Source organism: Nocardia sp. NPDC058640 (assembly GCF_042716995.1).
GTDB lineage: Bacteria > Actinomycetota > Actinomycetes > Mycobacteriales > Mycobacteriaceae > Nocardia.
The window spans coordinates 25559-49647 of sequence record NZ_JBHXRG010000012.1; the positions used below are offsets into that span (position 1 = coordinate 25559).

A 24089-nucleotide genomic window follows, 5' to 3' on the forward strand; every position below is an offset into this window, starting at 1 on the left:
CTCCCACCCGCCGCGCGCCGCGGGGCCCCCCCCCCCCCCCCCACTCCCCCACATCCTCCCCTGTCTCCGCGGCGGGGCGCCCCCGGCCGGGGGGTGGCCGCACGCGCACGCCCCCCCACGCCGGTTGCGTACTGTCCTCGCCGACCGAATCGAGCTCTAGCGGTGGCTCGCGTCCGGCACCGTGGGCGGGCACGGCGCGCCGGGTGCGGTGGCCAGCTCGAAATGCCACCACTCGTTGTCGAAGGTGCGGCAGAGGCCCCAGCGGTTGCCGTTGGCCTCCAGCCACTGCGCACCCTGCTGGGGGCCGACGTCGACGGCATGGCCGGAGACGTGGGTGGACTCTTCGGGCGGGAGGACCCAGCGGCGGGCTTCTTCGGGGGTGCCGTAGGTGGCGAGGCCGTCTTGCCAGAGCCATTGCTGCTGCTCGTAGGTGCGGTAGCCGGAGGTGATCGACAGTGGTACGCCCTCGGCGTGGGCCTGTTGTTCAGCGAGGGTGTAGGCGGCGGCCAGCGGCGGGGCGAGGCCTTCGGTGCCCGCGGCGGATTGGAACTGTTCGAGGGTGTCGGCGTTGGCGGTTCCGAGGCCTAGGGCTGTTACGGCTGCGGCGGCTGTGATCGTGATCAGGATCCGGACGGCCGCGCGGCCGAGCACAGTGTTCATGGACGGAATCCTATCGAGCGGGCCGGTCGCTACTTCCGCCCGCGGTCGCCCGCCACTGCGCGATCGTCGCGCCGATCGCGGTCTGCGGGGGCTCGTCGTAGAGCCATTCGCGGGCGAGTTGGTGCCAGTTGGCGGTGACGCGCAGTTGGCCCAGGGTGGCGAAGGTGAACAGGTCGGCGCGGCGGGAGAACACGTGTTCGGGCGGCAGGAGTTGTTTGTGCATGCCCTGGAAGTCCGACGAGCGCGGGTCGGCGGCGAGAAGCAGTGCGCCGGTGGCGAATTCGGGGGTGATGGTGACTTCTTCGTCGAGCAGGTGCCAGCCGGTCACCGCCCAGACGTAGGCCATGCACTCTTCGACGGTGACCTGCGCGTCCGGGTCGATGATGCCGCGCCCGACCCACGCGTTGTACAGATCCTCGGCCCTCCCTTCGGCGGCCGCCCGCAGGCAGGAACGCTCGAATTCGACGTGGGCAGCGTCCATTTCGTTGTAGAGACCGAAATCGACGAAGGCCAGTTTGCCGTCGGCGGCCAGCAGCACATTGCCCGGGTGGGGGTCGCCGCAGAACTCGTTGTCGGTGAACAGCGAACCGAGGTAGAAGCGGTATATCAGCTCGCCGTAGTGGTCACGCTCGGCGGCGGACAGTGTCTGGAGATGCGAAAAGGGTTGTCCGTCAACATATTCGGTGACCAGCACGTTGTGCGTGCAGTATTCCCCGATGCTGTCGGGCACGGTGATGAGGGGATGGCCGCGATAACGCTGGGCGACGCGATGCTGGGTGCGGGCCTCGCGTTCGTAGTCCAGTTCGCTGCGCAGATTGTCGGCGACTTCGTCGAACACGCCGGTGTCGGCGAGGCTGGGCAGCATGGATTTGCCCATCTTGCTGAGGAATTCGAGGTTGCCGATGTCGGCGTGCACGGCGCGCTCGACCCCCGGATACTTCACTTTGACCGCGACCACGCGCCCGTCGTGCAGTCGCGCCCGATGCACCTGGCCGATCGACGCGGCCGCGATCGACGTTTCGTCGAATTCGACGAAGGTGCGCGCAAGGGGCCCGAGATCGTCCTCGATCACCTTCCGCATGGTCGGAAACGGCATCGCCGGCGCCCGGTCCTGCAGCGCCGCCAACTGCTGACGGAACTGCTCCCGATGCGCTTCGGGCACGAAGTTCAGGTCGAGCACCGAGGCCATCTGCCCCAGCTTCATCGCCGACCCCTTCATGCTCCCCAGCACCGCGACGATCTGCTGCGCTTTCATCATCGCCGACCGCTCGGCCAACACCTGCCGCGCCTCGTCGGTCCGCCCGATCATCGTCAACCGCCGCCCAACCCCCCGAACGGCCTGCCCCGCCGCGTACTGCCCCAACTTGGCACTGCGCGTCACCCGCCCCCGCGGAACCCCACCGGCAGCCATCCACACCCCTATCCAGCCCTGTACACCGTATGTCGCGCGTCACATTACACCCGGACGGTAGATGCCGCCGAGACGGCGAACCCCGGTGCCTGCCGAAGCTGACACCGGGGTTCGGGAGCTGAAACGACTACGCGCGTTCCTTGGAGCGGGTGCGGACGCGCAGGGCGAGGGGCTTGGCGGTTTCGGCGAAGAAGTCGTTGCCTTTGTCGTCGACGACGATGAAGGCGGGGAAGTCTTCTACGTCGATTTTCCAGACGGCTTCCATGCCCAGTTCGGCGTATTCCAGGACCTCGACGTTTTTGATGCAGTCCAGGGCCAGGCGTGCGGCGGGGCCGCCGATGGAGCCGAGGTAGAAGCCGCCGTGTTCGTGGCAGGCCTTGGTGACCTGGGCGGAGCGGTTGCCCTTGGCGAGCATGACCATGGAGCCGCCCGCGGCTTGGAACTGGTCGACGTAGGAGTCCATGCGGCCCGCGGTGGTGGGACCGAAGGAGCCGGATGCGTAACCCTCGGGAGTCTTCGCCGGGCCGGCGTAGTAGACGGCCATGTCGCGCAGGTACTCCGGCATGGGTTCGCCTGCGTCGAGGCGTTCCTTGATCTTGGCGTGGGCGATGTCGCGGGCCACGACCAGGGGGCCGGTCAACGAAAGACGGGTCTTCACCGGGTATTTGGACAGTTCGGCGCGGATCTCGTCCATCGGACGGTTGAGGTCGATCTTGACCACGTCGCCGCCGAGGATGTCGGCGGTCTGCTCCGGAAGGTACTGGGCCGGTTCGGTTTCCAGCTGTTCCAGGAAGATGCCGTCCTTGGTGATCTTGGCCAGGGCCTGACGGTCCGCGGAGCAGGAGACCGCGATCGCGACGGGGCAGGACGCACCGTGGCGGGGCAGCCGGACCACGCGCACGTCGTGGCAGAAGTATTTTCCGCCGAACTGCGCGCCGATGCCGAACTCGCGGGTGAGCTGGAAGACCTCTTCCTCGAGCTCGACGTCACGGAAGGCGTGACCGGTGATCGAACCCTCGGTCGGCAGGTTGTCCAGGTAGTGCGCGGACGCGTATTTCGCTGTCTTCAAGGCGAATTCGGCACTGGTGCCGCCGATGACCACCGCGAGGTGGTACGGCGGGCAGGCCGCGGTGCCCAGCGAACGGATCTTCTCGTCGAGGAACTCGAGCATGCGCTCGGGGTTCAGGACGGCCTTGGTTTCCTGGTACAGGAACGACTTGTTGGCCGAACCGCCGCCCTTGGCCATGAACAGGAACTTGTACACCGGGTTGTCGGCGTCGCCCTCGGTCGAGTACAGCTCGATCTGGGCGGGCAGGTTGGTGCCGGTGTTCTTCTCGTCCCACATGGTGATCGGGGCGAGCTGGGAGTAGCGCAGGTTCAGCTTGGTGTAGGCGTCGAAGATGCCGCGGCTGAGCCATTCGGCGTCGTCGACCCCGGTGAGCACGCCTTCGCTCTTCTTGCCCATCACGATCGCGGTGCCGGTGTCCTGGCACATCGGCAGCACGCCACCGGCGGAGATGTTGAGGTTCTTGAGCAGATCAAGCGCCACGAAGCGGTCGTTACCCGAGGATTCGGGATCGTCGATGATCTTGCGCAGCTGCCGCAGGTGCGCGGGGCGCAGGTAGTGGCTGATGTCGTGGATCGCCGTCTCGGTCAGCAGCCGCAGCGCCTCGGGCTCCACCTGCAGGAAGGTGCGCCCGTTGTGTTCGAAGGTGCTGACTCCCTCGCTGGTGAGCAGGCGGTAGGGGGTCTCGTCCGCGCCGATGGGCAGCAGATCGGAATAGCGGAATTCCGGGGCGGTCACGGATCGCACTCCTTCGGGCAGGGCGGGCACCGCGACGTCGCGGAGCACCAGGCAGGGCTGGTCACAAAGCAGTCCGCAGCCTATCGACCCGTGCACACAGAGCCGGTTGTTAGGCAACCCTATTTTCGCGATCGTCCCCGCAAAACCGCTAGCTCAACCATTATCGAGGTTGCACGTTCAACACAAACGGTGCTACCCATTCTCCCAACGGTGGTGGGCGTGCACCGTTCAATCCGAAGCCTGCACCTTCAGAATCTGGAGCTCGATCGTGACCGATCCACAGTGGCTCGATGATGTCGAAATGCGTGCCTGGCTGGGCTATGTCCGGACCCGCGACTTGATCGCCGCGGCGATCGGACGCGATGCGGGCCGCGCGGCCAACCTGAGCTACATCGAATACTCCGTGCTGGTCCACCTGGCCGACGCGCCGGGCCAGCGCCTGACCTTCGCCGATCTGGCCTGCGCGCTCGAGTGGTCGCAGAGCCGACTGTCGCACCAGATCACCCGCATGCAGAAGCGCGGTCTGGTCTCCCGCGAGACGATGCCGCACGACCAGCGCCGCACCGTGGCCAAACTGACCAGCGCCGGCGGCCAGGTGCTCACCACGGCCGCGCCCGCGCATGTGCGCAGTGTGCGCAGGCACATGATCGATGTGCTGGACCGCGATCAGCTCGCCGCCCTGGCCGAGATCTACGACACGCTGGTGGATCACCATCGCAGCGCGCCAAGGGAATTCAGCCCGCGCGGCTCGGAAGAGCCGGCGGCAGAGGTGTCTTGAACCACGGGAACAGGTCTCGAGCAGCGCCGGGTGTGGTTTTCTACACGCCACGGTCGCGGCCCCCACCGGCGCGACCCGCTCTCTTCTCGCCCGTGTGACAGGATTTTCATGAAGGAATTATCGCCGACGAGCGCAGCTGCGAAAGCTGGGCCGACCGACGGAAGACGGGTCGCCACAGCCAGTTTCATCGGCACCGCGATCGAGTTCTACGACTACTACATCTACGGCACCGCCGCGGCGCTGGTGCTGAACAAGATGTTCTTCCCGACCCTGTCACCGATCGCCGGAACGCTCGCCGCCCTGGCGACTTTCGCTATCGGGTTCATCGCCAGGCCGGTCGGCGCGATCATCTTCGGCCACTACGGCGACCGCATCGGACGCAAACGCACCCTGGTGGTGTCGCTGCTGCTCATGGGCCTGTCCACGGCGTGCATCGGATTGCTGCCGGGTTTCGACGCGATCGGGGTGGCGGCGCCGATTCTGCTGGTCACGCTGCGCGTGCTGCAGGGCATCGGTCTCGGCGGTGAGTGGGGTGGCGCGGCGCTGTTGTCGACCGAGCACGCCCCGGCGAACAAGCGCGGCCTGTTCGCCTCCGCGGCCCAAATGGGTTCGCCGGTGGGCTATTTCGTCGCCACGGCCTCGTTCTGGGCTTTGTCGGCGTGGCTGCCCGACAGCGTGTTCGAGTCGTGGGGGTGGCGCATTCCGTTCCTGTTCTCGTTCGTGCTGGTCGCGGTCGGCTTGCGCATTCGGTTGAAGGTGGCGGAGACTCCCGCTTTCGCCGAATACGTCAGCGCGCAAGAGGCGACGAAGGTGCCGCTGATGACGGTGGTGCGCCGCTACCCGAAGCAGCTGCTGCTGGGCGCGGGCGCCATGGTGGTCATCTACGTGATGTTCTATACCGCCGCCACCTACTGCCTGACCTACACCACGAAAACCCTGGGCATTCCCCGCAATTCGATGCTGGGCCTGACCTTGATCGCGGTGGTGGTGCTCGGTGTGAGCACCTTCCTGGTGGCCCGCCAGTCCGATATCACCGGTCGGCGCAAGCTCATGCTGGGCGGCGCGGCGTTCGGTGTGGTGTGGGGCATGGTGTTGTTCCCGCTGTTGGACACCAAGAACCTGGTGTTGATCGCGATCGCGCTGTCGGGTGCGCTGCTGTGCATGGGCATCGTGTACGGGCCGATCGGGGCGTTTCTGCCCGAGCTGTTCCCCACCGAGGCACGGTATTCCGGTGCCGGACTGGCCTACAACCTGGGCGGTGTGCTCGGCGGTGGCATCGCGCCGCTGCTGGTGGCCAAGATCAGTGAGAGCGCTGGCACCCTGGCGGTCGGGTTGTTCCTCAGCAGCATGGCGTTGATTTCACTGCTGTGCATCATGGCCCTGCCCGAAACCCGGGATCGGAACCTGCAGGACGTCTGAGACGGACCCGCCCGGTGCACGTTCGCACCGGGCGGGTTCGTTCTAGGACCCGCCGCTGCCACCGGAAGAGTCCGGACGGGACTTACCCAGACCACCGCGAGAGATGGTGCCGCCCTTGGTGGGTGCGCCACGGTCGAAGATCTCTCCGCTGGTCGGGCGCAGGAAACTGCCCGCGGCCAACGCGACCGCGACACCGATCGCCGGGTACACGAACGTGTCGGTGTGCTGGTACCAGAAGCGGGTGAACCGAGTATCGGAGCTGTCGCATTGCGCGTCGGCTACCCGGACGTTGGTCGTCTTGTCCACGCACACCGCGACCGACGCCGTTGCCTTGGCCGACGTCGTGGTGGTCGGCCGGGGCGTGGTGGTGGACGTGGGGGCCTTGGCGGTGGTCGTGAGTGTGGCCGAGGCCGCGCGCGGCGCCGGTTTCGGTGTCGCGGTGCCACATCCGGCCGAGACCAACGCCACCGCCACGACAGCGGGCAAGGTGTAGGACACGCTGCGCGACATCATGATCCGACTACGCGAATCCGCTGATTCCGAAACCACATTCACGAAATGCCCCCTTCGACGGTGATGACCAACCGTCGATATTAACCAGCCGCACCCTCGCTGACGAGGGTTCCGTCAATGCTGAAATCCCGGTTGCCAGAATGGTTTTGCCCCGATGGCACCCCCAGTGCCCGTTCGAAACCGGCCGGGATCACGATGTCGTCGCGGGTCAGGTCGGTAATCGAGGTCTTGCGCAGACCCAGCAGGGCGGAGTCGATGCCGCCGCGCATGATGTCGAGAACATTTTCGACGCCGGCCTGGCCGTTGGCGGCAAGACCCCACAGGTAGGCGCGGCCGATCAGCACCGCGCGCGCACCCAGTGCTACGGCCTTCACGACATCGCTGCCGCGCCGGATCCCACCGTCGAGCAGGACCTCGATCTGGTCCCCGACCGCGTCGGCCAGCACCGGCAGGGCGCGGATGGCGGCGGGGGTGCCGTCGAGGTTGTTGCCGCCGTGGTTGGACACCGAGATGCCCGCCACGCCCGCATCGACCGCCTGCAAAGCGTCGTCGACCCGCATGACGCCCTTGAGCAGCACCGGCCCGTCCCACTGCGCGCAGATCCAGGCGACGTCGTCCCAGTCGGGCGCGGGGGTCTGCATCCATTCGCCGTAGGCACCGAAGAAACCGGGGGCCGCGCCGCCACCGACCGCCATATTGGGGGCGGTGAGGTCGGGGATCGACCCCGACCGCAGGTAGGTCGCCAACCAGCGGGGACGGGCGAGGGTCTGCGGCGCGAATTTCATCATCGTGCGCAGGTTCAGCGATTCGGGGATGACCGGGCTGCCCCAGTCGCGGCCGTGCGAGAACGACCAGTCCAGGGTGAGGATGAGCCCGACCGCGCCCGCCGCGCGTGCCCTGGCCATCCGCTCGAGGATCTGGTCCTTGTTGCCGCACCAGTACAGCTGGAACAGGGTCTGCGGGTTGGCCGCGATGACGTCTTCGATCGGCTTGCTCGCAAAAGAGCTCAGGCCCATGGCGATTCCGCGCGCGGCCGCGGCACGGGCGACGGCGACTTCACCGTCGGGGTGCACCGCTTGCACGCCCGTGGGCGAGATCAGCAGCGGCATCGACACCGGTTGTCCCAGAACGGTTGTCGACTGGTCACGTTCGCCGATCGGGCCCGCACAGTGTGGGGCGAAGCCGAGCTCGGTGAACGCGGTCTGATTGTCTTCGATGGTCTGCCCGCGTTCGGATCCCGCGATCAGCGCGCCGTACACCGACTTCGGCAAACGCTTGCGGGCGCGCCGTTGCGCCTCGGCGACGGTTTCGAACCAGGGATTCATCGGGGTCCTTCCTCACGATCCTGCGGCCACCATCGGCCCAGGTCTTCCAGTAGTGCGGTGGTGGCGGCCGTCAGCAGGTCGGCGCCTTCTTCGGCGGTCGATCCGGTGGGGTCGCCCAGGATTCCGTTGGCACTGACCGCGCGCACCCCGCCCGCGCGCAGCAGCGGCAGCAGTTCGGTGAGCGGTCGGGTGTCCCCCGGTTCGGCCAGTTCGGTGCGCACCAGGTCCGGGCGCAGCACGAGTTGGATCGAGGTTTCGGTGCGGCCGGCGTGCGGGTCGCCGCCGTAGCCGGGCGAGAACAACCGCACGTCGCGCGATTCCGAGCGGAGCAGGACCACTGCTCGACGCAGTGCTTCGACATTGCCGCCGTGCCCGTTCACCAGCACGATCCGCGAGAATGTGTCCGTCGCGGATCGGCACAGTTCGACTACCAGGAGTTCGAGCGCGGCCTGTCCGATCGACAAGGTGCCCGCGAACCCGGCGTGCTCACCGCTGGCCCCGTAAGGAACCGCAGGCGCGACGACCACATCGTCACGCAGCGCGGCGACCCGCGCACAGATCGCCGACGCGATGTCGGTATCGGTGGACAGCGGCAGGTGCGGGCCGTGTTGCTCGGTCGCGCCGAGGGCGATGACAAGGATCACTCCCGCAGCGGCACATGCACCCGCCTGCGGCGATGTGAGGTGCGCCACGAACATGTTCCGAACATTAACGTCAGTCACTGACATAATCAAGAGCTCGTGCAGGTCGACGCGCAGTCCCTACGCTGTATCCATGTCCGCCCCGTCTCCGCGCGCCCACCGCGGTCGCCCGCCGCGCACCACGCGCCGCGAACTCGAAGTGATCGCCATGCGGCTGTTCGCCGAACACGGGTTCGACGACATCACCGTCGAGCGCATCGCGGCCGAAGCGGGGGTCAGCGAACGCACCTTCTTCCGCTACTTCCCCACCAAGGCCGAGGTGCTGTGGCACCAGTTCGACAACGAGGTGCACGACCTGCAAGCCGCCTTCGCCGCTGTTCCCGACGACGAGCCGATGATGGCCGCCGTGCGCCGAATCGTGGTGGCGGCCAACAGATATCGCGCCCAGGACATCCCCGAACTGCGCACCAGAATGCGTCTGGTCTCCGGGGTTCCCGCCCTGTCGGCGGGCGCGGGCGCGCACTACGACGCCTGGGAGCGCGCGGTCGGCGAGTTCGCCGCCAAGCGGTTGGGCGCCTCCCCGGAAGACCTCATTCCGCTGGCCATCGGACGCACCACCCTGGCCGCCGCGCGCGCCGCCTTCGACGCCTGGCTGCAACGCGGCGACACCGACCTCACGGCCTATCTGGACCAGGCGCTGAGCGGGTTGGAACGCGGGTTCGCCCCGAATTAGCCGATAGCCGCACGTTTGGGCAGCACCACCAGGGGGGTATGAGTAGGCTCAGGCTCAACGCGCACTGTGCGCACCGAAAACGTTCTCCGTCGAAAGGGGCAGGGGTTTCCATGTCCGAGGTGTCCATGAGTCTTTCGGCGGATTCGCTGCCGGCACGCCAGGTTGACAACCTGCTACCGCAACTGGTCGAGCACCTGCGGCAGAACCGCACCGGGCTGCGTGAAGAGTGGGCACGGCGGATCACCGAAGCCGAGCTGCTCACCGCGATGACCCCGGAGGAGATCTTCTCCGAAGCCACGTCGATGTACGACAACTACGTCGAGGTGCTGGTCACCGGTAGCGTCGAGGCCCTGCAGGCCTACGCCCGCGACCTGTCCGAGCGCATCATTCCCCGAGGCGTGGAAACCGACGAGGTCCTGGGCATCGTGCTGCTGCTGCGCGATGTGCTGGCCCGCTCGCTGTTCGAGAAGTACCAGGCCGACTTCGAAATGCTCAACCAGGTGCTGGACGCCTACGAACCGGCCGCCAACCGCATCGCCAGCACCGTGGCCATCTCGTTCGTGCAGGAACGCGAACGCGTCATCCGCCAGCAGCAGGAAGCCATCCGCGAGCTGTCCACCCCGGTGCTGCAGGTGCGTGAACAGCTGCTCATTCTGCCGATCATCGGCGTGCTGGACTCCCAGCGCGCCCGTCAGCTCACCGAGCAGCTGCTGCGCGCGATCCGCGCCAACCGCGCCAAGGTGGTCGTCATCGACATCACCGGTGTGCCGGCGATCGACTCGGTGGTGGCCAACCACCTCGTGCAGACCGTCGACGCGTCGGGCCTGATGGGCGCCAGCGTCATCATCACCGGCCTGTCCTCGGAGATCGCGCTCACGCTGGTCACGATCGGCTTGGATCTGTCCAAGATGAACGCCGTGGGCGACCTGCAGGGCGGTATCGAAGAGGCCGAGCGCTTGCTGGGATACGAGGTATCCCGGGTCACCGAGCGTTTGAGCGAGCGGGACGGGCGCTGAGCTAGCCACCATGCCGGTACCTATTCTGAAACAGGGCACGTTCCTGATCGCGTCTGTGCAGTCGGCGTTGACCGACGCCGACACCGAGCGATTGCAGGACGACCTGATGAAGCAGGTCAGTCGCTATCGCGCGACCGGCATCATCGTCGACGTCACCGCGATCGACGTGATGGACTCCTTCGCCGCCCGGTCGTTGCGCACCATCGCGCACATGACCCAGTTGCGCGGGGCCGAGACCGTGATCGTGGGACTACAGCCCGAAGTCGCTTTCGCGATGGTGCAATTGGGCCTTACCTTCGAAGACATGCACACCGCGCTGGATCTGGAGGAAGGCCTCTCCTGGCTGAACCGGCACCCGCGTCGACGAGACGGTCGCGACAGTGGCCGCTGAGCAGGTGGCGATCGCGGTCAAGGTGTCGGGTGACATCGTCATCGCTCGCCAGGCCGGCAGTGAACTGGCCGCGGACCTCGGTTTCACCATCACCGACCGCACCATGATCTCCACCGCCATCTCCGAAATCGCCCGCAACATCACCAGTTACGCGGGCAGCGGCGAGATCCGGCTGCTGATCGACGTGCGGGAGGGCCGTCGCGCGCTCATCGTCCAAGCCGAGGATCAGGGCCCCGGCATCCGTGACATTCCGCGCGCGCTCGAGGACGGTTACTCCACCGGCCGTGGCCTCGGCCTCGGCCTGCCCGGTGCGCGTCGGCTGATGGACCGCCTCACCATCGATTCCGCCCCGGGTCGCGGGACGTTGATCGAGATGTGGAAGTGGGTACCCGACGTTGCATGAGGACGGGATCATCGGCCGCACGGAGTGGTCGACCGCGGGTCGGGCACTGCCGGGCCAGGAGGTCTCCGGTGACCGCGCGCTGGTGCTGGACACCGGCGACGGCGGCGTGCTGTTCGGAGTACTCGACGGCCTTGGCCACGGCATGGCAGCGGCCGACGCGGCCGATCGCGCCACCGTGATTCTCACCGAGAACTGCGGTGAACCCCTGGACGTGCTGATGGTGCTGTGCCATCGCGCGATGGTCGAAACCCGTGGCGCGGCAGTATCTTTGGCACTGATCGGGCCCGGCGAGACCATGCAGTGGCTCGGGGTGGGCAATGTGGATTCGCGACTGCTGACGCTGGGCCCCGCGGGTCCGGAACTGCGGGCGACGATGTTGCTCACCGGCGGGATCGTCGGCTACCGACTGCCCTCGCACCTGCAACCGCAGACCCTGCCGATCCGGCCCGGCGACCTGCTGCTGATGGCCACCGACGGGATCGTCGCGGTCGGTCCGGAAGCCCTGGACCTGGCCAAACCCGCCACCATCATCGCGGGCGACCTGCTCGCTCGCGAAGCCAAAGACACCGACGACGCCCTGGTGCTCGCGGCCCGGTTTCGCGGGCCCAGCATATGAGGCATCGATGAGAGGTTGCCGATGAGCGCTGTGCTGGCCGCATTTCTCGACGACTACTCGGTGGCGCTACGCCGCCACGTCGCCGCACCGGGCCAGGCAGGCCTCACCGAGGGCTACGACCTGGGCAGACGGGCCCTGATCGAGGGCATCAGTCTGCTCGATCTCACCGAGAACCACTTCCACGCCGTCGCCGAATACGCCGGTGCCCCAGCGGATCCCCGCAGCGCCGAGGTGGCGCTGGAGTTCCTGCTGCAGACCATGGCCGCGCTGGACATCGCCACCCGCGGGTACCTGGACGGCACCCGCCGGTACGAGCAACAGCGTTCGCGCGCAGAGGATCTCGAAGGCCGCGACGCGTTCCGCACCGCACTGGTGGAGTCGCTGCAGGACGGGTTCTTCGTCGCCGACGACCACGGCACCATCGTGGAGGTGAACTCCGCGTTCGGGGTGCTCACCGGGTACGGCGCCAGCGAAGTGCCGTTTCCGCTGCCGCATCCGTGGGCGCTGTCGGATCGGGACGGGTACCCCCAGATCGGTACGGAGGCTTCACGTTTCGTGATGCCGGTGCGCCACCGTGACGGCCGGGAACGCTGGCTGGCGGTGAGCGCGAGTTCGCTGGTGATCCAGGAGAACGACGAGCGGATCTTCGTCGGGACCGTGCGGGACGTGACCGCCGAGCACGACGCGCAGGCCCGCGATCAGGCCGCCTCCCGCTTGGCGACCGCGGTCGGCGCGGCCACGTCCATGGTGGAGGTGCTCGCGGTCGGATTGGACGAACTGCGCCGGACCATGGGTGCGGAGACCGCGCTGGTGGCGGTGTGGCCGAGTCGGACCGGGCGACCCGATGTGTACTCCTGTGGTGCGCCGCCGTCGCCGCCCACCGACTCCACGCCCGAACTCGCCACCACCGCAACGCATTTCACCGCTGCGCCGATGCAACAGAGCGGTCCGCGTGGGGATGGTCCGGTCGTGCTCGACGATGACATCGCGAACCTGCTCGACCGGTCGCGTCGGCAGTCCGCGCGCGGCCTGTCGGCGATCACCGGCGACGAGGGCGGGGTCGACGCGGTCGTGGCACCGCTGGGCGAGACCGGCGACGCGGCGCTATGGGTGCGGTTCGGGGCGCCGCGCGCGGTCAGCGCCGCGGACTGGGCACTGTATTCGCTGCTGGTCGGGCACCTCAGTGTGGCGCTGCAGCGCGCCCGCAACTTCGATCAGGCGCGCGCCACCTCGCTGACGTTGCAGCGAGCCATGCTGGGTCCGATCGAACTGCCGCCCCGGTTCTCGGTGCATTACGAACCCGCGCTGCCGCCGTTGGAAATCGGTGGCGACTGGTACGACGTGGTGCCGTTGCGCGACGGAACCATCGGCGTCGTCGTCGGCGACTGTGTGGGCCGCGGTCTGTCCGCGGCGGTGGTGATGGGCCAATTGCGGACCGCGGCACGGGCTTTGCTGTTGCGTGGTGCCGGGCCCGCGCAGCTGCTGGCCGAACTCGACGCGGTCGCCTCGCGGATTCCCGGCGCGATGTGCACGACGGTGTGTGCCGCGGTGTTGGATCCCGAGCGCGGGATGGTGCGCTATTCGAACGCGGGTCACATGCCGCCCGTGCTCGCGCCGCCGGGTGGGCCGGGTCGGATCTTGGAAGGTGGGCGCGCGGTCCCCCTGGCCACCTTCGACACGCCCCGCAGACCAGAGGCCACCACGGCGCTGCCACCGGGCGCGACCCTGGTGTTGTTCACCGATGGACTGGTCGAGCAGCGCGGGTACGACATCGCCGAGGGCTTCGTGAAGATCGCCGACGTGCTCAGCGAGACCGGGGAGGCACTGCCGCGCGATGTCGCCGACGCGGTGCTGTCGCGGTTGTGTCCGCCCGCAGGGTACGACGACGACGTCGCGATGGTGGTCTACCGCCAACCGCCCGAACCACTGCACCTCGATATCCCCGCCGCCGCAACGGAATTGGCGGGTTTGCGCCGCAGCCTCTACCGCTGGTTCGCCGCCGCCGCGGTCCCGCACGACGTGGCCGCCGACCTGGTCGCCGCCGCCAACGAGGCCTGCAGCAACAGCGTCGAACACGCCTACCGCGATCGCGAACCGGGCCGCGTGACCCTGACCGCTCGCTGCGACGGCGACCGGGTGGTCCTGGATATCGCCGACCACGGCAGGTGGATCCCTACCCCCACCGATCCCGGTTACCGTGGTCGCGGCGTGGAGATGATGCGGGCGCTCACCGAGGACCTCGCGTTCGACCACGACGACACCGGCACCCGGGTGCGCATGTGGGTCACCCTGCCGTCGATCACCTTCCCCACACCCAATCCCTTGCGCACCGTGTCGCGCCCGCCGGCGGTCAGCTCCCGGCAGAACTCGTTCTGACGGTCAGCGCGCGGCGGTGCCGCCCAGACTGTTCAACACCAGCAGGTCGGGGGCCGTGGCATCCACGGCAGTGGTGGTCAGGCGTTGCGGAGGGTGCAGGGTGGTGCAGCGGCGGGCCAGCACGGTGCCACAGGCGGTGATGGTGGTGGTGATCAGGTCTTCGGCCAGCGGCAGATCGTCGTCGCGGTAGGCGTAGACCGAGAAGCGCACGGTGTCCTGGTCGGACTGGCGGACGGCTTCGGCGGGGCAGCTGGACAGCAGCATGATCGCGGCGGCCAGATCGACGCAAGGGTCGCCGCCGATCAGAGTTCCCGAGGCCAAGGCGGCGAAAAGTGTTCGCAGGCAAGGCTGTTCAGGTCGCTGCTGGGCGTCCTGGATGCGCGACCACCGGCACAGCGCGGGGTGTTGCTCGATGTCGGGCCTGCCCTGCCAGCGCCTGCGGGCGCAGTCGAGCAGGCGGGTGGCGGTGGCGTCCCACACGTGCGGTGTCTCGATCCGGGCCACGATCCGCAGGCGGCGGCATTCGTCGACGACGGGGGTGGACACTGGCGCTTCGATGAGCGGCGTGGCCGCCGGGCGGTGCGTCTGCATAGTCGGCTCCTAGCGGGACGGAGAGGAGGAAACGAGCGGGCGCTGTGCGGCGGTACCGCGCTGCCAGGCCAAACCGAAGGCCCAGGCCGCGGCCAGCACGAGCACGGCGGCGACGGCCGCCAGCGCGCCGAAAACCACCCCGCCCGACCAACCCACCCCGTGATAGCGGGCGATCAGCGCCGAGGCCAGAATCGGTCCCGCGGTGACCAGCACGGGGATCAACAGGATCAACCCGAGCGTCACCAGAGCCGTGGGCGTCATGACTGTTTTCGCTGCGGAGAATCCACCCCGGGAGATCGCTGTTCGCGGCCCCGACGGCTGCGTTACTGTAGCCATTTCCGCCCTCCGTTATCCGATTGGAACCCAGCGAAACTATGGAGACCTAAACGTACAGCCCCGATCCCACCTACCGCGAAGTTCGTCATGAAACAGTGATAACCGCAATTGCCGAATCGGCGGAATGCAACCTATTTACGCAGGTCAACACCACTATTTACGATTGCTATCAGTTTGCTACGAACAGATTTCATTCAGATTGGATAACGATTGACGGCCTCGATCGAGGCAATGTCACGTTTTCGCCGCGCAGGCGGCAATCCCGCAATAATGCGGTCGATAACCGCAGGTATTTCACCGGAGGTTTTACCACTGAGCAATAGCCGGTAATACAACAGTCGATCAGCTATTGAAGCTGCCTTCCAAGCGATTTCGCGAACCCGGATGCAACAGCCGCGCCACGCTGACCAGCCCGCCCGAGGACCAGGTGCGTCGCCGGATCAGCAGGCACGGCTCGTCGGCGTCGATGCCCAGCAGCGCGCACTCCTCCCGTGTGCCCCGCACCGCCTCCACCACGTGCTCGCCGCGCAGCAGCGGGGCGACCTCACTGAGGTAGGTGTTGGGGGTGACGGTGGTGAAATCCTGGGCGAGGTAGTCCGGTGCCTGCGCCGGATTCACGAAACGGTCCTCGAGTTGGATCGCGACGCCGTCCTCGAAATGCACCAGCACCGAGCGGAACACGGTGCCGCCCATGGCATTCGCCAGTTCCGCGTCGCCGGGCACCTCCGCGCGCACGAACACCACCTCGGTGCGATGCCGATGCCCGCGGTCGGCGATCTCGTCGGCGATGTTCCTGACCTCGAACAGCGGTGACGTGGCCTTGGTCGCCGCGACGAAGGTGCCCACACCCATCACCCGCGTGAGCGCACCATCGGCGGTCAGGTCGCGCAGGGCGCGGTTGATCGTCATCCGAGAAAGGCCCAGCGCCGCGACGAACTGGTTCTCCGAGGGGATCTGCTGCCCCGAACTCCACCGCCCGGCCTTGATCTGCGCCATGATCAGCTGCTTGACCCGCTCATACGCCGCGAACTCGCTGCCGAGCTCGCCGTACAACGCGGCCAGCTCCAGCTCGACTACCTCGATCGCCACCGATATCTCCTCCGTCGCCCAGAGAATACGTTGCACCCAACCGTGCGCGGTACTTGTATATACAGGACTATACTGGCTCGCATGAACGACGCGACCACGCCTGTCTCCGGCCCACGCCCCGTGTCCGCCCCGCGCGGCACCCAGTTGCACACCCTCGGGTGGCAGCAGGAGGGCGCGCTGCGGATGCTGATGAACAATCTCGACCCCGAGGTGGCCGAACGCCCCGACGACCTGGTCGTCTACGGCGGGACCGGGCGCGCGGTGCGCAGTTGGGCGGCGTTCGACGCGATCGTGCGCACCCTGGAGACACTGGCCTCGGACGAGACGTTGCTGGTGCAGTCGGGCAAGCCGGTGGGAGTGTTCCGCACCAACGAATGGGCGCCGCGTGTGCTGCTGGCCAACTCCAATCTTGTTGGTGATTGGGCGAATTGGGACGAGTTCCGCAGGCTCGAGCAGTTGGGTCTGATGATGTACGGGCAGATGACGGCGGGGTCGTGGATCTACATCGGCAGCCAGGGCATTCTGCAGGGCACCTATGAGACGTTCGGTGCGGTGGCGCGCAAGCGTTTCGGTGGCACGTTGGCCGGAACCATCACGCTGACAGCGGGTGTCGGCGGTATGGGTGGGGCGCAGCCGCTGGCCGTGACGATGAACGATGGTGTGGCGCTGTGTGTGGACTGTGATCCGGCGCGGATCGACCGGCGGATCGCGCACGGCTATCTCGATGTGAAGGCCGAAACCTTGCAGCAGGCTTTGGATCTGGCGATCGCCGCCCGCGACGAGCGCAAGCCGCTGTCGATCGGTGTCGTGGGCAACGCGGCGGAAGTGTTCCCCGCATTGCTGGCCATGGGCGCGCCGATGGACATCGTCACCGATCAGACGTCGGCGCATGATCCGTTGTCCTACTTGCCGATCGGGGTCGCGCTCGAGGACTGGCACAGTCTCGCGGAGAAGGACCCGGTGTGGTTCACCACCGAAGCGCAGGCGTCGATGGCCAAGCATGTCGAGGCGATGGTCGGGTTCATGGATGCCGGTGCCGAGGTGTTCGACTACGGCAATTCGATTCGCGACGAAGCCCGAAAGGGTGGCTACGACCGGGCTTTCGCGTTCCCCGGCTTCGTGCCCGCCTACATCCGCCCGCTGTTCGAGGAAGGGCTCGGGCCGTTCCGTTGGGCCGCGCTGTCGGGTGATCCGGCCGACATCGCCGCCACCGACCGGGCGATCCTGGAACTGTTCCCCGACAACGAGCACCTGCGCCGGTGGATCACCATGGCCGGGGAGAAGGTGCAGTTCGAGGGTCTGCCGGCGCGGATCTGCTGGCTCGGCTATGGCGATCGTCACCGTGCGGGGCTGAAGTTCAACGAGATGGTCGCGTCGGGTGAGCTGTCCGCTCCCCTGGCCATCGGCCGCGATCACCTGGACTCCGGGTCGGTCGCGTCGCCGTATCGCGAGACCGAGGCGATGGCCGACGGTTCCGACGCGGTCGCGGACTGGCCGTTGCTCAACGCGCTGCTCAATACCGCGTCCGGGGCTACGTGGGTGTCGATTCACCACGGTGGCGGGGTCGGGATGGGGCGGTCCATTCACGCTGGTCAGGTGTGCATTGCCGACGGGACCGACCTCGCAGCGCAGAAGCTGGCGCGGGTGCTCACCAACGATCCGGGTACGGGTGTGATGCGGCATGTGGACGCGGGGTACGAGCACGCGGCGGAGGTGGCGCGCGAGCGTGGGGTGCGCATTCCGATGCAGGAAGGCTGACTCGGGAGGTGGAGGGAAATCCGGCGCCTGCGAGAAGTTCGCGGCGTGGCCGGGTTTCTCCACTTTCAATCTATAGCGCACATGGGGGCTTGCGGCAAGGCCCCGTCCGTACTGCACAATCGTCCGGTCGCGAATCGGAAAAGTACAGTTAGGGGCACATGTCTGCGCACGGGTACGAAGCGGAACGCCAGTCCGAGCAGGGCTATGTCGCCGGGCTCTACGCGCGTCTGGATGCCGAACGGGCGCGAGTGAAGGGCCGGTACAGCGCGGCACTGCGCTCCAAGGGCGAGTCGGCCATGGAGCGCGACAACGAGGTGCGCGCGCTGGGCCGGGAGGTGCAACGCCTCGACGTGGCCGACAACGGACTGTGTTTCGGACGCCTGGACGCGACCTCGGGCGAGCGCACCTACATCGGGCGGATCGGGCTGTTCGACGAGGCCGACGAGTTCGAAACGCTGCTGTTGGACTGGCGTGCGCCTGCCGCGCGTGCGTTCTATGTCGCGACCGCGGCCAACCCGGAGGGGATGCGCAGGCGTCGCCAGTTCCACACCCGCGGACGTCAGGTGGTCGATTTCACCGATGAGGTGCTCGGTCGGCCGGACGGTAGCGCCAGTGGCACCGATGCCGCGCTGCTGGCCGCGGTCGATGCCCCGCGCGGGGAGGGGATGCGCGACATCGTCGCCACGATCCAGTCCGAACAGGACGAGATCATCCGCCTCGAACACCCCGGTGTGACGATCATCGAGGGCGGTCCCGGCACCGGCAAAACCGTGGTCGCACTGCACCGTGTCGCGTATCTGCTCTACACCCAGCGCCGACGGATGGAGCGGCAAGGTGTGCTCGTGGTCGGCCCCAACCCGGCCTTCCTGAACCACATCGCGCACGTGCTGCCGTCGCTGGGCGAGACCAATGTCGTGTTCGCCACCACCGCTGACCTGGTGCCCGGTCTGCACGTGACCGCCGAGGATGTTCCGGAGGTGGCCCGGCTCAAGGGGTCGCTGAAGATCGTCGAGGTGCTGGCGGCGGCGGTCGCGGATCGTCAGCGCCTGCCCGAGGCACCGTTGTCGATCGCGTTGACCGACGTGACAGTGCGGATCGACGCCGCGACCGCGGAGTGGGCCAGGCAGGAGGCGCGCGAGAGCGGGCGGCCGCACAACGAGGCGCGGGCGGTGTTCACCGAGATCGTCACCTATGTGCTCACCGAACGCGCGATCGCCCGCATCGGCGAGGGGTGGCTGACTCGCGACGACACCGAAGCCTGGGAGCAGTTGCGGGCCGATCTGCTGCGCGAACTCGCCGACAACGAGGAGTTCACCGCGGCGCTGGATCAGTGCTGGCCGATCCTGCAGCCGGAAACGCTGCTGGCACAGCTTTATTCGTCGCATGATCGGCTGCGGGCCGCTGGTGCGGACGAGGCGCTGTTCCGGGCTGATGGTGGGGCGTGGACGGTGTCGGACGTGCCATTGCTCGACGAACTGGTCGACCTACTCGGTCGCGACAAGGCCGCCGACGACACCGCGGAGAAAGAACGCAAAGCCGAAGCCGAATACGCGGCCGGCGTGCTCGACACGCTGATCAGCCGCGAAGACCTTATGGACGACGAGGACCACCTCCTGGCTCAGGACATGCTGTTCGGCGAGGACCTGGCCGAACGCTTCCTCGAACGCGATACCCGCGAACTGTCCGAACGTGCTGCGGCGGACCGTGATTGGACGTACGGACACGTGGTGGTCGACGAGGCGCAGGAACTGTCGGAGATGGACTGGCGGGTGCTGATGCGCCGCTGCCCGAGCCGGTCGTTCACGATCGTGGGCGATCTGGCCCAGCGGCGGTCCGCGGCGGGTGCGACGTCGTGGGGCACGATGATGGAGCCTTACGTTCCCGGGCGCTGGGTCTACCGGTCTTTGACGGTGAACTACCGCACGCCCGCGGAGATCATGGCTGTGGCCGCGGATGTGCTGGCCGAGTTCGCGCCTGATGTGCGGCCACCGAATTCCGTGCGGTCGTGCGGGGTGGCGCCGTGGTCGCGGCATGTCACCGCCGATGAATTGCCTTCTGCGATCGAAGAATTCGTTCGGAGCGAAGCCGGGCGTGAGGGCACGAGTGTGGTGATCGGTCCGCCGGGAGTGCCCGGTACGGTGCCCGCGTCGGAGACCAAGGGACTCGAGTTCGACTCCGTGCTGGTCGTCGATCCGCAGCAGATCCTCGCCGACGGTCCTCGTGGTGCCGCTGAACTGTATGTCGCGCTGACTCGCGCCACGCAGCGGCTGGGCGTGTTGCATCGGAGTCCGTTGCCGGAATCACTGCGTGGACTCACCGCGGTCGAATCGGCAGAACAGTTGCAGGCGTAGGGGTTTCACCGCGCTGCCGGTTGCCACAACGGCAATCGGCAGCGCGGTCCACACTCTGTCAGCCGAGCGGGCCGGTGACCGATTCGGCGGCGGCGAGCAGGGTGCCCGAGCTGGCCAAGCGGACCGCTGCTTCGATTTCCGGGGCGAGGTAGCGGTCGGGGCCGGGACCGAGCACCTCGGTGCGCAGCGCCGCAACGACGGCGGCGGTGGCGGGGGCCGGGGTCAGGGGTGCGCGCAGGTCGAGGCCGCGGGCGGCGGTGAGGGCTTCGATGGCCAGGACTCGGGTGAGGCCGTCGATGGCGCGGCGGAGTTTGCGGGCGGCGGACCAGCCCATCGAGACGTGGTCTTCCTGCATCGCCGACGACGGGATCGAGTCGACCGAGGCGGGGGCAGCCAGGCGTTTGAGTTCGGAGACGATGGCGGCCTGGGTGTACTGGGCGATCATGTGGCCACTGTCGACGCCGGGGTCGTCGGCCAGGAACGGGGGCAGGCCGTGGTTGCGAGCCTTGTCCAGGAAGCGGTCGGTGCGGCGCTCACTGATCGAGGCGACATCGGCGATCACGATGGCGAGGAAGTCCAGCACGTAGGCGACGGGGGCACCGTGGAAGTTGCCGTTGGATTCGACGCGACCGTCGAGGGTGACCACGGGGTTGTCCACCGCACTGGCCAATTCGTAGCCCGCGATCCGCTCGGCGTGGTCCAGGGTGTCCCGAGCGCCACCGGCGACCTGAGGTGCGCAGCGCAAGGAGTACGCGTCCTGCACGACGGTGCAGTCAGGGGTGGCGTGGCTGGCGACGATCGGCGAATCCGCCAGCACGCGAACCATATTCGCGGCCGCGACAGCCTGACCCGGCTGCGGCCGCAGCGCCTGCAGATCGGCCGCGAAAACCTTGTCGGTACCGAGCAAGCCCTCCACACTCATCGCCGCGGTCACATCGGCCAGGCGCAGCAGATTCCGCAGGTCGTGGCAGGCAAGCACCAACATCCCGAGCATCCCGTCGGTGCCGTTGATCAGCGCGAGCCCTTCCTTCTCCTCGAGCTCGACCGGGGCGATCCCGGCAGCCGCCATCGCCTCGGCGGCAGGCATCCGCACCCCCTGCGCATCACGCACCTCACCCTCACCGATCACGGCCAGCGCGACATGCGACAGCGGCGCGAGATCCCCCGAACACCCGAGGCTGCCGTACTCGAAGACCACCGGGGTGATCCCCGCCGACAGCAACGCGGCATAGGTCTGGGCCACGACAGGACGAACACCGGTCCGCCCGGTGGCAAGGGTCGACAGCCGCAGCAGCATCAACGCCCGCACCACCTCACGCTCGACCTCAGCCCCCGACCCGGCCGCGTGCGAACGAATCAAACTGCGCTGCAACTGCTTCCGCAACTCCAGGGGAATATGACGCGTAGCCAACGCCCCGAACCCGGTCGACACCCCATACACCGGCTTCGGATCCGCAGCCAGGGCCTCGATCCGAGCCCGGCTGACACCGATGGCGGCGATCGCCTCCGCCGACAGCACCACCGCGGCCCCCTCGCGAGCCACCCGCACGACATCTTCCGGCGAAACCGGGCCCGTGCCGACGACGACGTCGGCCACGACGGTGGAATGCTGGACCGGTTCGATGCTCACTGTGCTGCTCCATTCCGAAAGGATCGCGAGGCCGGGGGGCGATCGGACCGCACCCTACTGCTTGACCTACCTGTCTATACAGGACTATACATACCGGAAGAGACCCGTCACACATGTGCTGACCAGGAGGACCTCCCCCGTGCCCACCACCGCGTTGCGCAATATCGGCACGCTCGTCACCAACGATCCAGCTCTCGGCGAAGGGCCCCTGGGGTTGCGCGACGATGCCGCGATCGTGTTCGAGGACGCGCGGGTGGTGTGGGTCGGCGACAGTCGCGATGTGCCCGCCGCCGACACCGGCTTCGATCTGGGCGGGCGGGCCGTGCTGCCGGGGTTCGTGGAGTCGCATTCGCATCTGGTGTTCGCAGGTGATCGCGCGGAGGAGTTCGCGGCGCGAATGTCGGGGCGGCCGTATACCGCCGGTGGCATCCGCACGACTATCGAGGCAACAAGGGCGGCGACCGACGAGCAACTCGCGGGGAATGTGCGCAGGCTGTTGGACGAGTCCGTGCGGGCGGGCAGTACGACTGTCGAGATCAAGAGTGGGTATGGGCAGACTGTTGACGATGAGCTGCGCAGTGTGCGGATCGCGGGGCGGTTCACCGATGAGGTGACGTTGCTCGCGGCGCATGTGCCGCCGCCCGAATATGCCGGGCGGACGGACGAATACGTGACCATGGTGGTCGAGCAGATGATTCCGGTGTGTGCGCCGCACGTTCGGTGGATCGATGTGTTCTGTGAGCAGGGGGCGTTCGATCGGGATCAGGCGCACGCGGTGCTGCGTGCGGGGATCGCGCACGGGTTGGTGCCGCGGGTGCACGGGAATCAGTTGCATCAGGGGCCGGGGGTGCAGTTGGCTGTGGAGCTCGGGGCTGCTTCGGTTGATCATGTGGCGCATGTGAACCGTGCCGATATCGATGCGCTGGCGGGGAGTGAGACGGTGGCGACGGTGTTGCCGGGGGCCGACTTCTGTACTCGCAACAGCTATCCCGATGCCAGGGCGCTGATCGATGCCGGGGTCACGGTGGCATTGGGGGCGGATTGCAATCCGGGTACCAGTTACACCACGAGCCTGCCGTTTTGCATCGCGCTGGCGGTGCGGGAGTTGCATATGACGCCCGATGAGGCTGTGTGGGCGGCGACCGCAGGTGGCGCTAAAGCGTTGCGCCGCACCGATATCGGCACGCTCTCCCCCGGTTCCCGCGCCGATATCGTCGCGCTGGATGCTCCTTCGCACTTACACCTCGCCTACCGCCCCGGTGTGCCGCTGATCAGTCAGGTCTGGCGTGACGGTGTGCTCGCGGTGACGAATACGGGTGTGGCCCAGTGACTTCCGCGTGGACCGGTCGCGTCGACGGCACAACCCCCGAACATCTGCGTTGGCACCAGGCCATCGCACCGTACGAGCCGGGCAACGATGCCGGGGCGTGCGTGTTCGTCGGTTTCGCCTGTGAGGAGGGGGTCCGTCGTAACAAGGGTCGCCTCGGAGCGGCGCAGGGGCCGGATGCGTTGCGGCGCGCACTGTCGCCGATGGCCCTCGCCACTCCCCTACGGGCTTTCGACGCGGGCACCGTCGCCGTCACCGACGATCGCCTCGAAGACGGCCAGCGGCGCCTCGGCGAAACCGTCTCCGCACTACTGGACGACAGCGCTTTCCCGGTCGTGCTCGGGGGCGGCCACGAGATCGCCTACGGCACCTACCTCGGACTCGCCGGTTCCCACCGAACCAAGGGCCGCACCATCGGAATCCTCAATCTCGACGCACATTTCGACCTGCGCCCCGACCCGATCCCCAGCTCCGGCACCCCGTTCCGGCAGATCCTCGAGTCCGACGACACCGTCCGCTACGCGGTGATCGGGATCAGCCAACCCAGCAACACGAAGATCCTGTTCGACACCGCCGACAGGTTCGGCGTGCGCTACCTGCTCGACGACGAGTGCGAGCCCGCGCGCGTCACGGATTTCGTCGACGATTTCCTGGCCGGGATCGACGTGCTGTACCTGACCATCGACCTCGACGTCCTCCCCGCATCGGTAGCCCCCGGCGTGAGTGCGCCTGCCGCATACGGTGTTCCGCTGTCGACCATTCAAACCGTGTGCGACCGAGTCACTTCCAGCGGCAAGCTCGCGATTGTCGATGTCGCCGAACTCAATCCGAGCCTGGACATCGACAACCGCACCGCCCGCACCGCCGCCCGCCTGATCCACCGGATCGTCACCCGACACGTCCCTATCGGGTGACGATCCA

At 67.5% G+C, this 24089-nt stretch carries 22 protein-coding genes; 12 read left to right on the forward strand and 10 right to left on the reverse strand.

From position 1 onward, the window contains the following. Positions 1-156: 156 nt before the first annotated feature. From ACFWU5_RS15555 to ACFWU5_RS15565, 3 genes are all read right to left on the reverse strand, one after another. Positions 157-660 (reverse strand): M15 family metallopeptidase, encoded by a 504-nt coding sequence (locus ACFWU5_RS15555; protein WP_379267634.1) that lies wholly within the window; start codon positions 658-660, stop codon positions 157-159. 10 nt (positions 661-670) lie between these two features. Continuing rightward, positions 671-2071, reverse strand: a complete 1401-nt coding sequence (locus tag ACFWU5_RS15560) for an ABC1 kinase family protein (protein WP_379267635.1) — start codon at positions 2069-2071, stop codon at positions 671-673. Between the two features lie 127 nt (positions 2072-2198). Continuing rightward, on the reverse strand, positions 2199-3875 hold the full coding sequence (locus ACFWU5_RS15565) for a fumarate hydratase (RefSeq protein ID WP_379242018.1): 1677 nt from the start codon (positions 3873-3875) through the stop codon (positions 2199-2201). Between the two features lie 268 nt (positions 3876-4143). Between ACFWU5_RS15565 and ACFWU5_RS15570 the strand changes: the two genes are divergently transcribed. Both ACFWU5_RS15570 and ACFWU5_RS15575 read left to right on the forward strand, forming a co-directional pair. Then, positions 4144-4653, forward strand: a complete 510-nt coding sequence (locus ACFWU5_RS15570; protein ID WP_379242019.1) for a MarR family winged helix-turn-helix transcriptional regulator — start codon at positions 4144-4146, stop codon at positions 4651-4653. 108 nt (positions 4654-4761) lie between these two features. Further along, positions 4762-6072: an MFS transporter gene (locus tag ACFWU5_RS15575; protein ID WP_379242020.1), complete on the forward strand. Its 1311-nt coding sequence runs from the start codon at positions 4762-4764 to the stop codon at positions 6070-6072. A 42-nt stretch (positions 6073-6114) separates the two neighbouring features. On the opposite strand, the gene ACFWU5_RS15580 is transcribed toward ACFWU5_RS15575, so the two are convergent. The 3 genes from ACFWU5_RS15580 to mftE are packed head-to-tail and all read right to left on the reverse strand — an operon-like array spanning position 6115 to position 8608. Further along, the gene (locus ACFWU5_RS15580) at positions 6115-6627 is read right to left on the reverse strand and encodes a hypothetical protein (protein WP_379267636.1); all 513 of its coding nucleotides are present in this window, start codon (positions 6625-6627) and stop codon (positions 6115-6117) included. 38 nt (positions 6628-6665) lie between these two features. Then, on the reverse strand, positions 6666-7910 hold the full coding sequence (mftD, locus tag ACFWU5_RS15585; RefSeq protein WP_379242022.1) for a pre-mycofactocin synthase MftD: 1245 nt from the start codon (positions 7908-7910) through the stop codon (positions 6666-6668). Then, entirely contained in the window at positions 7907-8608 is a 702-nt protein-coding gene (gene mftE / locus ACFWU5_RS15590) for a mycofactocin biosynthesis peptidyl-dipeptidase MftE (protein WP_379267637.1), read from the reverse strand. The genes mftD and mftE overlap by 4 nt, the downstream gene beginning before the upstream one ends. Positions 8609-8684: 76 nt before the next feature. Here mftE and mftR point away from each other — a divergent pair, with 76 nt between their 5' ends. From mftR to ACFWU5_RS15620, 6 genes are all read left to right on the forward strand, one after another. Next, positions 8685-9284, forward strand: a complete 600-nt coding sequence (gene mftR / locus ACFWU5_RS15595; RefSeq protein ID WP_379242024.1) for a mycofactocin system transcriptional regulator — start codon at positions 8685-8687, stop codon at positions 9282-9284. Between the two features lie 110 nt (positions 9285-9394). Then, positions 9395-10300 (forward strand): STAS domain-containing protein, encoded by a 906-nt coding sequence (locus ACFWU5_RS15600; protein ID WP_379242025.1) that lies wholly within the window; start codon positions 9395-9397, stop codon positions 10298-10300. 10 nt (positions 10301-10310) lie between these two features. Next, positions 10311-10691, forward strand: coding sequence for an STAS domain-containing protein (locus ACFWU5_RS15605; protein ID WP_379242026.1), 381 nt, complete (start codon positions 10311-10313; stop codon positions 10689-10691). Then, entirely contained in the window at positions 10681-11094 is a 414-nt protein-coding gene (locus ACFWU5_RS15610; protein WP_379242027.1) for an ATP-binding protein, read from the forward strand. The genes ACFWU5_RS15605 and ACFWU5_RS15610 overlap by 11 nt, the downstream gene beginning before the upstream one ends. Beyond that, entirely contained in the window at positions 11087-11710 is a 624-nt protein-coding gene (locus tag ACFWU5_RS15615) for a stage II sporulation protein M (RefSeq protein ID WP_379242028.1), read from the forward strand. Before ACFWU5_RS15610 ends, ACFWU5_RS15615 begins: the two co-directional genes overlap by 8 nt. A 21-nt stretch (positions 11711-11731) precedes the next feature. Further along, a complete protein-coding gene (locus ACFWU5_RS15620; RefSeq protein ID WP_379267638.1) occupies positions 11732-14086 on the forward strand; it encodes a SpoIIE family protein phosphatase in 2355 nt (784 codons plus the stop codon). A gap of 3 nt (positions 14087-14089) precedes the next feature. Here the strand turns inward: ACFWU5_RS15620 and ACFWU5_RS15625 are convergent, their stop codons facing one another. The 3 genes from ACFWU5_RS15625 to hutC form a co-directional block, all read right to left on the reverse strand. Next, positions 14090-14677: a hypothetical protein gene (locus tag ACFWU5_RS15625; protein ID WP_379267639.1), complete on the reverse strand. Its 588-nt coding sequence runs from the start codon at positions 14675-14677 to the stop codon at positions 14090-14092. A 9-nt stretch (positions 14678-14686) separates the two neighbouring features. Then, entirely contained in the window at positions 14687-14938 is a 252-nt protein-coding gene (locus ACFWU5_RS15630; protein ID WP_379242031.1) for a hypothetical protein, read from the reverse strand. Between the two features lie 417 nt (positions 14939-15355). After that, complete coding sequence (hutC, locus tag ACFWU5_RS15635; RefSeq protein ID WP_379242032.1) at positions 15356-16102, reverse strand: histidine utilization repressor; 747 nt, start codon at positions 16100-16102, stop codon at positions 15356-15358. Positions 16103-16183: 81 nt separating this feature from the next. Here hutC and hutU point away from each other — a divergent pair, with 81 nt between their 5' ends. Together hutU and helR are read left to right on the forward strand one after the other, a co-directional pair. Further along, entirely contained in the window at positions 16184-17860 is a 1677-nt protein-coding gene (hutU, locus tag ACFWU5_RS15640; protein WP_379267640.1) for a urocanate hydratase, read from the forward strand. A gap of 158 nt (positions 17861-18018) precedes the next feature. After that, complete coding sequence (helR, locus tag ACFWU5_RS15645; RefSeq protein ID WP_379267641.1) at positions 18019-20211, forward strand: RNA polymerase recycling motor ATPase HelR; 2193 nt, start codon at positions 18019-18021, stop codon at positions 20209-20211. 58 nt (positions 20212-20269) lie between these two features. Here the strand turns inward: helR and hutH are convergent, their stop codons facing one another. Beyond that, on the reverse strand, positions 20270-21835 hold the full coding sequence (gene hutH, locus ACFWU5_RS15650; RefSeq protein ID WP_379267682.1) for a histidine ammonia-lyase: 1566 nt from the start codon (positions 21833-21835) through the stop codon (positions 20270-20272). 145 nt (positions 21836-21980) lie between these two features. Here hutH and hutI point away from each other — a divergent pair, with 145 nt between their 5' ends. Both hutI and hutG read left to right on the forward strand, forming a co-directional pair. Next, entirely contained in the window at positions 21981-23171 is a 1191-nt protein-coding gene (hutI, locus tag ACFWU5_RS15655) for an imidazolonepropionase (RefSeq protein ID WP_379267642.1), read from the forward strand. Beyond that, the gene (gene hutG / locus ACFWU5_RS15660; protein WP_379267643.1) at positions 23168-24082 is read left to right on the forward strand and encodes a formimidoylglutamase; all 915 of its coding nucleotides are present in this window, start codon (positions 23168-23170) and stop codon (positions 24080-24082) included. Before hutI ends, hutG begins: the two co-directional genes overlap by 4 nt. Positions 24083-24089 lie beyond the last annotated feature (7 nt).

What these genes read in the sequence shown, in the direction of transcription:
- ACFWU5_RS15620 (WP_379267638.1), top strand. Translation starts at nt 11,732, where the DNA reads ATGAGCGCTGTGCTGGCCGCATTTCTCGACGACTACTCGGTGGCGCTA.
- ACFWU5_RS15630 (WP_379242031.1), bottom strand. Translation starts at nt 14,938, where the DNA reads ATGACGCCCACGGCTCTGGTGACGCTCGGGTTGATCCTGTTGATCCCC.
- ACFWU5_RS15555 (WP_379267634.1), bottom strand. Translation starts at nt 660, where the DNA reads ATGAACACTGTGCTCGGCCGCGCGGCCGTCCGGATCCTGATCACGATC.
- hutU (WP_379267640.1), top strand. Translation starts at nt 16,184, where the DNA reads ATGAACGACGCGACCACGCCTGTCTCCGGCCCACGCCCCGTGTCCGCC.
- ACFWU5_RS15605 (WP_379242026.1), top strand. Translation starts at nt 10,311, where the DNA reads ATGCCGGTACCTATTCTGAAACAGGGCACGTTCCTGATCGCGTCTGTG.
- ACFWU5_RS15560 (WP_379267635.1), bottom strand. Translation starts at nt 2,071, where the DNA reads ATGGCTGCCGGTGGGGTTCCGCGGGGGCGGGTGACGCGCAGTGCCAAG.
- mftR (WP_379242024.1), top strand. Translation starts at nt 8,685, where the DNA reads ATGTCCGCCCCGTCTCCGCGCGCCCACCGCGGTCGCCCGCCGCGCACC.
- ACFWU5_RS15625 (WP_379267639.1), bottom strand. Translation starts at nt 14,677, where the DNA reads ATGCAGACGCACCGCCCGGCGGCCACGCCGCTCATCGAAGCGCCAGTG.
- ACFWU5_RS15575 (WP_379242020.1), top strand. Translation starts at nt 4,762, where the DNA reads ATGAAGGAATTATCGCCGACGAGCGCAGCTGCGAAAGCTGGGCCGACC.
- mftE (WP_379267637.1), bottom strand. Translation starts at nt 8,608, where the DNA reads ATGTTCGTGGCGCACCTCACATCGCCGCAGGCGGGTGCATGTGCCGCT.
- mftD (WP_379242022.1), bottom strand. Translation starts at nt 7,910, where the DNA reads ATGAATCCCTGGTTCGAAACCGTCGCCGAGGCGCAACGGCGCGCCCGC.
- helR (WP_379267641.1), top strand. Translation starts at nt 18,019, where the DNA reads ATGTCTGCGCACGGGTACGAAGCGGAACGCCAGTCCGAGCAGGGCTAT.
- ACFWU5_RS15600 (WP_379242025.1), top strand. Translation starts at nt 9,395, where the DNA reads ATGTCCGAGGTGTCCATGAGTCTTTCGGCGGATTCGCTGCCGGCACGC.